This is a genomic window from Pseudomonas sp. LBUM1646, assembly GCF_059716165.1.
Map to the genome: position 1 here is coordinate 4,673,758 of NZ_CP166810.1, position 10,464 is coordinate 4,684,221.

At 60.6% G+C, this 10,464-nt stretch carries 7 protein-coding genes; 5 read left to right on the forward strand and 2 right to left on the reverse strand.

Going from position 1 to position 10,464, the window contains the following annotated elements; translation table 11 throughout:
• Window positions 1–121 precede the first annotated feature (121 nt).
• From pvdM to ACA071_RS21350, 5 genes are all read left to right on the forward strand, one after another.
• A complete protein-coding gene (pvdM, locus tag ACA071_RS21330) occupies window positions 122–1,492 on the forward strand; it encodes a pyoverdine-tailoring dipeptidase-like protein PvdM (protein WP_497640975.1) in 1,371 nt (456 codons plus the stop codon).
• Window positions 1,489–2,769, forward strand: coding sequence for a pyoverdine-tailoring periplasmic protein PvdN (pvdN, locus tag ACA071_RS21335; protein WP_497640976.1), 1,281 nt, complete (start codon window positions 1,489–1,491; stop codon window positions 2,767–2,769). The genes pvdM and pvdN overlap by 4 nt, the downstream gene beginning before the upstream one ends.
• A 38-nt stretch (window positions 2,770–2,807) precedes the next feature.
• Window positions 2,808–3,695, forward strand: coding sequence for a dihydropyoverdine dehydrogenase (pvdO, locus tag ACA071_RS21340; RefSeq protein WP_497640977.1), 888 nt, complete (start codon window positions 2,808–2,810; stop codon window positions 3,693–3,695).
• A 521-nt stretch (window positions 3,696–4,216) separates the two neighbouring features.
• The gene (locus tag ACA071_RS21345) at window positions 4,217–5,866 is read left to right on the forward strand and encodes a cyclic peptide export ABC transporter (protein WP_497640978.1); all 1,650 of its coding nucleotides are present in this window, start codon (window positions 4,217–4,219) and stop codon (window positions 5,864–5,866) included.
• A gap of 116 nt (window positions 5,867–5,982) precedes the next feature.
• Window positions 5,983–8,445 carry a TonB-dependent siderophore receptor gene (locus ACA071_RS21350; RefSeq protein ID WP_497640979.1) on the forward strand — a complete coding sequence of 821 codons (2,463 nt, stop codon included), beginning with the start codon at window positions 5,983–5,985 and terminating at the stop codon, window positions 8,443–8,445.
• Between the two features lie 159 nt (window positions 8,446–8,604).
• Here ACA071_RS21350 and ACA071_RS21355 read toward each other — a convergent pair whose 3' ends face one another.
• Window positions 8,605–8,973 (reverse strand): DUF6124 family protein, encoded by a 369-nt coding sequence (locus ACA071_RS21355; RefSeq protein ID WP_497640980.1) that lies wholly within the window; start codon window positions 8,971–8,973, stop codon window positions 8,605–8,607.
• Window positions 8,974–9,461: 488 nt separating this feature from the next.
• Entirely contained in the window at window positions 9,462–10,412 is a 951-nt protein-coding gene (locus ACA071_RS21360) for an alpha/beta hydrolase (RefSeq protein WP_497640981.1), read from the reverse strand.
• Window positions 10,413–10,464: the final 52 nt, after the last annotated feature.

Sequence of the window (10,464 nt, forward strand, 5' to 3'; positions counted from 1 at the left end):
GTTGTCGAAGGCTGCGATCTTTTAAAGTAGGGACCTAAATTCCTGTGCCGATCACTCGTTCTTCCCAGATAGCAAAGGCCCCTGCGCCTGCACCGGGGCGGCGAACCTGACTGAGATGGCAATGACAAAACCACGTTCGAAAAAGGCTCTTTACATTGGCCTGCCGCTGGCCCTGGCGATCAGCGCCGGTGCAGGTTTTGCGGTTTGGGATCATTGGTTCAAGGACAATCCGGGTTACCCGCTCAAAGTGCTGCAACAAGCCGATGAGCTGCACGAACGCATGCTCTCTTTCGACAGCCACATCACCGTGCCCCAGGATTTTGGCACCGTCGGCAACGAAATCGACAAGGACGGCACTGGCCAGTTCGACCTGGTCAAGGCCAATCGCGGACGGCTGTCTGGCGCCGCCCTGACGATCTTCGGCTGGCCGGAACTGTGGAACGGCCCCAACGCGCCGCACAAGCCCACCGCCGGCTTTGTCGCCGAAGCGCGCAACCAGCAAGAGATCCGCTACAAGATCATCTCCGGCATGGTCCGCGACTTCCCCAACCAGGTCGCCATCGCCTACACCCCCGCCGATTTTCGGCGTCTGCACGGCGAAGGCAAGTTCGCGATCTTCATGAGCATGCTCAACGCCTATCCCCTGGGCTATGACCTGAACCTGCTGGATCTGTGGGCCGCTCGCGGCATGCGCATGTTCGGCTTCAGTTACGTGGGCAACAACGATTGGGCCGACTCTTCGCGCCCGCTGCCATTCTTCAATGATTCGCCTGATGCGCTGGATGGGTTGTCCGACATCGGCAAACAAGCCGTGCAGCGTTTGAACGACCTCGGCGTGATCATCGACGTCTCGCAGATGTCGACCAAGGCCCTGGAGCAAGTCGCGCAGTTGAGCCGCGCACCGCTGGTGGCCTCGCACTCGGCACCACGGGCGATGGTCGATATCCCGCGCAACCTCAGCGACAAGGAATTGCAGCTGATCAAAAACAGCGGCGGCGTGGTGCAAATCGTTGGCTTCTCCCAATACCTGCGCCCGCTGACCCAAGGCACCCAGGACAAACTCAATGCTCTGCGCGCCCGCTTCGACCTGCCGCCGCTGCCGAACCTGGCCTACGCCTTGATGCCAGGCGACCCGATCATCGCTGCGTGGTCCGAGCAGAAGTTCGGCGAGTACGCCGGTCAGCTCTACGCCATCCTTGAAGAAGAGCCGAAGGCCAGCCTCAAGGACCTGGGCGACGCCATCGATTACACGGTCCGCAAGATCGGCATCGACCACGTTGGCATCAGCTCCGACTTCAACGAGGGTGGCGGCGTCAAAGGCTGGGAGAACGTCGGTGAAATCCGCAACGTCACCGCCGAGCTGCTGTCGCGCGGTTATTCCGAGGCGGACATCGCCAAGCTGTGGGGTGGCAACTTCCTGCGGGTTTGGGATCAGGTTGAGAAGCTCTCCAAACCGGCGCTGATTTCTGCCCGGGAAGCCGCCAAGCCATGAGCAACCGTCGAGACTTTCTCAAGCAAGCCGGGATTCTCGCGGCCGCCCTGCCCTTGGGCGCCGGCCTTCAAAACGTCGCCAGCGCCAGCCCGATCCCGCCGCTGCCCCGGGACAAATGGGCGCAGTTGCGCCAGTTGTTCAATCAGGACCAGGATTACCTGCACTTCTCCAACTTCCTGATCACCACCCACCCGAAACCGGTGCGTGACGCCATCGAAATGCACCGCGCCGCGCTGGATAAAAACCCGGGGCTGGCGATGGATTGGGACCTGGGCGTGATCGAACAACGGGAAGGAAACGTACGGGTCTGGGCCGGCAAATACCTGCAAGCCGACCCGAAGCAAATCGCCCTGACCGGCAGCACCACCGAAGGCCTGGCGATGATCTACGGCGGCGTGCACGTACGTCCGGATCAGGAAATCCTCACCACCGAGCACGAACACTACGCGACCCACACCATCCTCGAATTGCGCACGCAACGGGACGGCACCAAGGTGCGCAAGATCAGGCTGTTCAAGGACCCGCGGACCGTCACCAAGGAAGAAATCCTCGCGGCCATCGACCGCAGCATCAAACCCGAAACCCGGGTCCTCGGCATGACCTGGGTGCACTCCAGCAGCGGTGTGAAAACTCCGATTGCCGAGATCGGCGCCTTGGTGGACAAGCACAACCGCAACCGCAGCGACGAGGACCGCATTATTTACCTGGTCGATGGCGTGCACGGTTTTGGCGTCGACGACTTGAGTTTTCCGGCCATGAACTGCGACTTCTTTATTGCCGGCACGCACAAATGGATGTTCGGCCCGCGCGGCACCGGCATCGTCTGCAGCCGCACCAGCGAGGTCAAATACGTCACGCCGATCATCCCGACCTTCTCCGAAGCCGAGGACTTCTCCACCACCATGACGCCGGGCGGTTATCACTCGTTCGAGCATCGCTGGGCGCTGGACGAAGCCTTCAAGTTGCACCTGCAACTGGGCAAGGCCGAGGTTCAGGCGCGCATCCACGAGCTGAACAGCTACCTGAAAAAACGCCTGCAAGAACGTCCGCAGGTTGAGTTGGTCACGCCGCTGAGCCCCGAACTATCGGCCGGTTTCACCTTCTTCCGGGTCAAGGGCAAGGACAGCGACAAGATCGCCGCCTACCTGATGAAAAACCGCGTGGTCGCCGATGCCGTCGAGCGCGACGTCGGGCCGGTGATCCGCACCGCGCCGGGCCTGCTCAACACCGAAGCGCAAATCGACCAATTACTGGCGCTGCTCGACAAGACCCTCTGAACCCAGGCGATCCCTTTTACCTTTTATCGAGATCAATGATGAACAGTGACCTGCGACGTTTTTCCTTGAAGGCACTCCCGGCCCTGCTGCTGGCTGCCCTGGCCGCCGGCCTGGTGCCAGGCGTTGCCCAAGCCGCCGAGCCCGCCAAACCGGGCAAAGTATTCAAGGACTGCAAGGACTGCCCGGAAATGGTCGTGCTGCCCACCGGCACCTTCACCATGGGCACCCCGGACGATGAAGTCGGCCGCGAGCCCGATGAGGGCCCGATGCACCCGGTGACTTTCGCCAAACCGCTGGCGATCAGCCGCTTCCAGGTGTTGAAAGGCGAATGGGATGCCTATACCCGCGACACCGGCTACGTCATGCCCGACGGCGACGATCGCCCGGGCCGCGAATGCAAGGCTGGCATCCCGCGCTATGAATACACCAACAAGCACCCGGCCGTGTGCATGGACTTTGCCGAGGTCAACGCCTACGTGGCATGGCTGTCGAAGAAAACCGGGCAGCAATATCGACTGGTCAGCGAGTCCCTGCGCGAGTACGCCGCGCGCGGCGGCACCAGCGGCCCGTTCCCCTTCCCGTTCGATGAGGGCAAGGAATACAGCATCGCCAAACACGCCAACACCTACGGCGCGGCCGACGGTTACAACTTCACCGCCCCGGCCGGCAGCTTCCCGGCCAACGCCTTCGGCGTGTACGACATGCACGGCAACGTCTATGAGTGGACCGCCGATTGCTACAACGAAAACTACGTCGGCGCGCCGAGCGATGGCAGTGCCTGGTTGACCGGCAAGTGCGAATTCAAGCGCATTCGCGGCAATGACTGGGGCGAAGCGCCGGTGTTCTCCCGCTCCGGCAACCGCAACGCACTGGTGCCGGGTGATCGCGGCGACTGGATCGGCTTCCGCGTCGCCCGCGACCTGTAAGCCCGGGCTGTAGCAGCTGCCGAGGTACGAGGCTGCGTCCGGTGTAGCAGCCGCCGAGGCACGAGGCTGCGTCCGGTGTAGCAGCCGCCGAGGCACGAGGCTGCGTTCGGCTGCGAAGCAGTCGTAAAACCTGAGCACGCGGTCTTCCTGAAACACCGCGCCGCCTGATTTCACGACTGCTTCGCAGCCGAACGCAGCCTTCGGCAGCTGCTACATGAGCCGAACGCAGTAAAACCTGAGCACGCGGTCTTCCTGAAACACCGCGCCGCCTGATTTCACGACTGCTTCGCAGCCGAACGCAGCCTTCGGCAGCTGCTACATGAGCCGAACGCAGCCTCGTGCCTCGGCAGCTGCTACAGGGTGCGTGTTTCGTCTGAGATTTTTTTACGGCGGGTGGCCGCTAAATTAGCTACCCCGCCAGTCGTTCTATAGGAGTGCGCGTGCGTCTGCGGCGCGCCACCGCCCTCCATGTCCTTCAGCGATGCCCGGCCGTCGCCACTCTTTTCAAGCAGGGAACCTCCATGAGCAAACCAACACGCGGGGTGATCAATGAATTGTTCACCCTGCTCAAACCCTTTCGGCTGATCGTCGCCGGCTCCATCCTGCTCGGCATGGTCGGCGGTCTGAGCGTCACCGCGTTGCTGGCGACGATCAATAATGTGCTGCACTCCGAGGGCGGCCTGACCAATACCGTGGTCGCCGCCTTCGCCGCCCTCTGCCTGTTGGCATTGATCAGCTCGATCTTCTCCGACATCGGGACCAACTTCGTTGGCCAGCACATCATCGCCAAGCTACGTAAAGAGCTGGGCGAAAAAGTGCTGTCGGCGCCCATCGAGCAGATCGAACGCTACCGCAGCCATCGCCTGATCCCGGTGCTGACCCACGACGTCGACACCATCAGCGACTTCGCTTTCGCCTTCGCGCCGCTGGCGATTTCCCTGACCGTGACCCTCGGTTGCATGGGTTATCTGGCGATGCTGTCATGGCCGATGTTCCTGATGATGGTGGTGGCGATCGTGATCGGTACGGTCATCCAATACATCGCCCGTGGGCGCGGCATGATGGGGTTCATGAAGGCACGGGATTACGAAGACGAGCTGCAAAAGCACTACAACGCAGTGGCCGAAGGCGCCAAGGAACTGCGCATCCATCGCCCGCGTCGGCATCGCATGTTCGTCTCGGGCATCGAGGCCACGGCGGACAAAATCTGCGACACCCAGGTGCGTTCGGTGAACATTTTCGTGGTGGCCAAGACCCTCGGCTCGATGCTGTTCTTCGTGGTGATCGGCCTCGCCCTCGCCCTGCAATCGCTGTGGCCGAGCGCGGACAAAGCGGTGATGAGCGGCTTCGTTCTGGTGTTGCTGTACATGAAAGGCCCGCTTGAACACCTGATCGGCACCTTGCCGATTGTCAGCCGCGCGCAGATCGCCTTCCGCCGCATCGCCGATTTGTCGGAGCAATTTTCATCGCCCGAGCCGCACTTGCTGCTCAGTGATCAGGGCCACAAAAGCACTGTCGTCCATAATCTGGAACTGAACGAGGTGTCCTACAGCTTCCCGGCCACCGAAGGCAGCGCGCCGTTCCGCCTCGGGCCGGTGAACCTGAAGATCGATCAAGGCGACATTATTTTCATCGTCGGCGAAAACGGCTGTGGCAAGACCACGCTGATCAAGCTGTTGCTAGGCCTGTATGCGCCGCAGCACGGCGAGATTCGTCTCAACGACCAAGTGGTCACCGCCGTGACCCGCGATGATTACCGTCAACTGTTTACCACGATCTTCGCCGACTATTACCTGTTCGACGACGTGGTGCAGGGCGACACCCATATCCCCGAAGACGCGAACAAATACCTGCAACGCCTGGAGATCGCGCACAAGGTCAGCGTGCGCGACGGCTCGTTCACCACCACCGACCTGTCCACCGGCCAACGCAAGCGTTTGGCGCTGGTCAATGCGTGGCTGGAAGAGCGCCCGGTGCTGGTGTTCGACGAATGGGCCGCCGACCAGGACCCGACGTTCCGGCGCATTTTCTACACCGAGCTGCTGCCGGATCTGAAACGCCTGGGCAAGACCATCATCGTCATTTCCCACGACGATCGTTACTTCGATGTGGCCGATCAACTGGTGCGCATGGACGCCGGCAAAGTGGTTACCGAGCTTCAAACTGCCTGATTGTGAAAATTTCGTAAAAAAAGACGTGGAGTCTTTCCGGTTTCCGGAAGGCTCAACGTCTCACTAACAGTTAATAGAAATAGTTCTCAGTCAACACTTTGAAGAGTAGAAGAATAATGCCCGCACCGCACGGACTCAACCCGCTCGCCAAGGCTCTGCTGATTCGCCATTCACTTCGCCCGACGCTGCCGGCCCTTTGCGCCCTGGCACTGACGTTGCCGATGATCGGCCAGGTCCAGGCCCAGACCGCCGCGATCAATATTCCAGCGCAATCGCTGGGCAGCGCCCTGCAGGAATTCGGTCGCCAGACCAACCTGCAAGTGCTCTACAGCCCGGATGAAGTCAGCGGCCTGCGCAGCACCGCCGTCAACGGCAGCCTGGAACCGGCCGCCGCCATGGCCCAGATGCTTCAGGGCACCGGCATCGCCTACTCCGTTGAAGGCAACAGCGTTGCCCTACGTGCGCGCAGCAGCGGTGGCAACACCCTGGACCTGGCGCCGACCAGCATTTCCGCCACCCAGGAATCGGCCTATGGCCCGGTGGACGGGATCGTGGCCAAGCGCAGCGGCACTGGCACCAAAACCGATACACCGTTGAATGAAATCCCGCAGACCATCAACGTCATCACCGCCGATGAAGTGAAGATGCGCGGCGCGCAATCGGTCACCGAGGCCCTGCGCTACACCGCCGGCATGACCGGTGGCGGCTTCTCCGACCGGGTGAAGATGTTCGACGAGCCAACTTCCCGTGGCTTCTCCCCTACCCCGCTGTACCTCGACGGCCTGCACTTGCCTTACGGCGGCGGCAGCACCGGCGGTTCGCTGCAGATCGACCCGTACACCCTGGAGCGCATCGAAGTGCTCAAAGGCCCGGCCTCGGTGCTGTACGGCCAGAACCAGCCTGGCGGTATCGTCAACATGGTCGGCAAGCGTCCGACCGCGACCCCGCTGCACGAAATCGTGTTGGGCGGCGGCAGCTACGATCGCAAGTACGGCGCCTTCGATATCGGCGGCCCGATCGACGATCAGGGTGAATTCCTTTATCGCCTCACCGGCCTGGTCAACGACAGCAACTCGGAAATCGACTACGCCGACCAGAACCGCATGCTGCTGGCGCCGAGCCTGACCTGGCTGCCGAACGATCGCACCAGCGTCACCGTGTTCGCCCAGTACCAGAAGGACCGCGATACCCCGGAAGCCCAGGGTCTGCCGGCTGAAGGCACCGTGTTCAACAGCCCTAACGGCAAGATCAGCCGCAAGCTGTTCATCGGCGAACCTGGCCTGAACAAGTACGATCGCGAGCAGTTCGTGACCGGCTATGACGTGTCCTACGAGCTCAACGACGTCTGGACCCTCAAGCAACGCGGCAGCTACGCCTACATTGATGACCAGTATGTCGCGCCATTGCACGGCTACTCGTTCCCGACCAACCCGGTCACCGGCCGCGATGACAACAGCTACCAGAGCCGCTTCGGGGTGGACTGGTCGCAGACCAACAAGGTCTACGGCATCGATAGCACCGCGCAAGCCAAGTTCAAGACCGGTGAGCTGGACCACACCGTGCTGCTGGGCGTGGACTACTACCACTTCAACACCAAGTTCCTCGGTCTGTATGACCGCCAGGGTCCGGGCATCGACCTGTACCACCCGGTCTACGGCAGTGAGTTCAACTTCACCCAACCGTATCGCTGGGACAACACCATCAAGCAGACCGGCCTGTACGCACAGGATCAGTTGCGCTGGAACCAGTGGTTCCTGACGTTGGGCGGTCGTTATGACTTCGCCGAGACGGACAACAAAGAACCACTGGCCGGCACTCACTCCAACATCAAGGATGAGAAATTCACCGGCCGTGCGGGCCTGGGCTACGAATTCGAAAACGGCCTGACGCCTTACGTCAGCTACTCGGAATCGTTCCTGCCCCAGACCGGCGTCGACATGAACTCGCAGCCGTTCAAGCCGACCACCGGCAAGCAGTACGAAGCGGGCATCAAGTACGAGCCGAAGTCCATCGACGGCTTCATTCAGTTGTCGGTGTACCAGATCGACCAGGACAACATGCTGACCAACGACCTGCAAAACCCGGGTTTCAGCAGCCAGAGCGGTTCGGTGCGTTCGCGCGGTGTGGAACTGGAAGGCAAGGTCAACGTCACGCAGAACCTGCGTGTGCTGGCCGCCGTGTCGCGTAACCAGAACAAATGGCGCAGCGTCAACGATGGTCGCGAAGGTCGCACCCTGGCCATGAGCCCGCCACTGACCGCCTCGACTTGGGTCAACTACGACTTCGACAACACCACCGTGCTCGCCGGTCTGGGCGCCGGTATTGGTTTGCGTTACGTGCGCAGCAGCTACGGTTCGGACTACGAGGAAGATTCCTTCCAGATTCCGTCCTACACCGTGTATGACGCAATGGTCTCCTACGACCTGCAAAAATCGCCGCTGCACATCAAGGGCACGAAGCTGAAGCTGAACCTGGAAAACCTCGACAACAAGAAATACGTCGCCAGCTGCAACAGCACCCTTGATTGCTACTACGGCGAAGGTCGTACGGTGACAGCCGATGTGACCTACAACTGGTAACAGGCTACACAACGCAATAAAAAACGCCGGCTGATGCCGGCGTTTTGCTGTCCAGGACTTGATGCCCTGACACTAAACCTGTGGTGAGGGAGCTTGCTCCCTCGCCACAAAAGTGTTCAGTGCAGTGAGGGAGTGGCCTCCCTCACTGCCGTGCCTGTTCTACCCAGGCTTGTGGTTATCCAGTACGCGATTGACCGCCAACTCACCCAACATGATCACCCGTTGCAACACCAGCATCGTGTAGCGTCGCGAGCCGTCCGTTAAGTCAACAAGGTCGTTGACCATCTCGCGGGCTGAGGCCAACGATTCGCTGGCATCGACGAGCAACGTTTCGTCATCCACCGCTGCGTCGATGGTGTAAAAGATGCCGGATTTGCGGGGCGGTATCTGCGTTTTCGTCGCCCCGGGGTTCAGGTAGAACTTGAGCGCGCGGTCGGCCGCTTCTTTCATTTTCTTGGGGTCAAGATCGAAAGAAGCGTCGTAGGGTACTGGATTGGTATCTGGGGGATTAGGCGTTACTTTGAACATAGACGGATCTCTACTTGAATATTGAGGAGCCATCACCCTCGCTACCAAACGAAGGGTAGCGGCCATACGTGGGTTGGTAGACCGGCTCAAGTAGTAAACCCGGCGCTCACAATGGAGCCCCACGCATGCCCACCATAAAAGCAGAATCCCAAAACAGAGACTGCACAAGGTGTCGCCATACGACTACTTAATGAGCAGGGCTACCAAACCCGATCACTGTTTTGCAGTGACCAGCAAACGATATAGCCCGCCCCAAAGCCGCACAAGCCGGCGGATTCTGGCGTACGCGTAGGTAACGGCGCAAGGCGTTGTAGCCTCTTATGACGTAACAGCGAGTGTCTTTAAACGCGCATCCGTAAACATGTTTATCCGCATCAAAAATCGGCAATTGCTTCGCCCGTTTTTTTGATGGGGGGTTGCCTGCAGATTTTGCAGTGGGCAGCAAAACGCCGGCAATCGCCGGCGTTTTGTTGTAACTGATGAAGCAATCAATCCACCGCAAACACCTGCACCAACCGCTCGGCAATGTGCTGCTGCGCTTCTTCGGCCTCGTCGATGATCGCGCCCATGCGCATGAAGTCGTGGGTCATGCCCTCAAAGATTTTCAGCTCCACCGCCACCCCCGCCGCCTGCAAATGGCGGGCATACGCCACGCCTTCGTCGTGCAGCGGGTCGCATTCGGCGAGGATCAGCAGCACCGGCGCCATGCTCGCCGAGACCTGGGCCAGCAACGGCGAAAAGCGTGGATCAAGACGATCGCTGACGTCGCGCTGATAGTGCTCGTAGAACCAGCTCAGGGAATCCTTCTCCAGCAAATGCCCCACGCCATAACGCTCAATGGACGCGGTACTTTGGCTGGCATCGGTGACCGGGTAGATCAACACCTGCAACAACGGCTGCACCAACGGTTGCGCGGCCAACACCGTGGCCAAACTGCCGCCAACGCTGTCGCCGCCCACCGCCAGACGCTGGGCATCGATGCCCAAATCATCGGCGTTGGCCACCAGCCAGTCCCACGCATCCAGCGCATCATCGGCGGCGGTCGGAAAGCGAAACTCCGGCGCCAGCCGATAGGCCACCGACAACACCACGCAATTGGCCATGACCGCCAACGCGCGGCACAGCGAGTCATGGGAGTCGAGGCTGCCGACCACATAACCGCCGCCATGGAAATACAACAGCGCCGGACGCTTGGCGCCCTTTTCCAATGAGTGGTTACTGTAGATCCGCGCGTTCAGGCGCGTGCCGTCACGCACCGGCAGTTGCAGTTCATCGACCACTTCCAGTTCTTCACCCCCCGCGTCCATCAACAGCGACGACTGATCGAACTGTTCACGGGCCTGCTCGGGGCTCAGCTCATGCATGCCTACGCGTTTGCCGCTGGCCCGGCCGTTGCCGACCAGCTCCAGAAATGCGGCGATATCAGGGTTCAACGACATTACCAATTCTCCAAACCGGTCGAGCACAGCGCTCGACCGGTTTTCAGGTTTA

What these genes read in the sequence shown, in the direction of transcription:
- pvdM (WP_497640975.1), top strand. Translation starts at nt 122, where the DNA reads ATGACAAAACCACGTTCGAAAAAGGCTCTTTACATTGGCCTGCCGCTG.
- pvdO (WP_497640977.1), top strand. Translation starts at nt 2,808, where the DNA reads ATGAACAGTGACCTGCGACGTTTTTCCTTGAAGGCACTCCCGGCCCTG.
- ACA071_RS21345 (WP_497640978.1), top strand. Translation starts at nt 4,217, where the DNA reads ATGAGCAAACCAACACGCGGGGTGATCAATGAATTGTTCACCCTGCTC.
- ACA071_RS21360 (WP_497640981.1), bottom strand. Translation starts at nt 10,412, where the DNA reads ATGTCGTTGAACCCTGATATCGCCGCATTTCTGGAGCTGGTCGGCAAC.
- ACA071_RS21350 (WP_497640979.1), top strand. Translation starts at nt 5,983, where the DNA reads ATGCCCGCACCGCACGGACTCAACCCGCTCGCCAAGGCTCTGCTGATT.
- ACA071_RS21355 (WP_497640980.1), bottom strand. Translation starts at nt 8,973, where the DNA reads ATGTTCAAAGTAACGCCTAATCCCCCAGATACCAATCCAGTACCCTAC.
- pvdN (WP_497640976.1), top strand. Translation starts at nt 1,489, where the DNA reads ATGAGCAACCGTCGAGACTTTCTCAAGCAAGCCGGGATTCTCGCGGCC.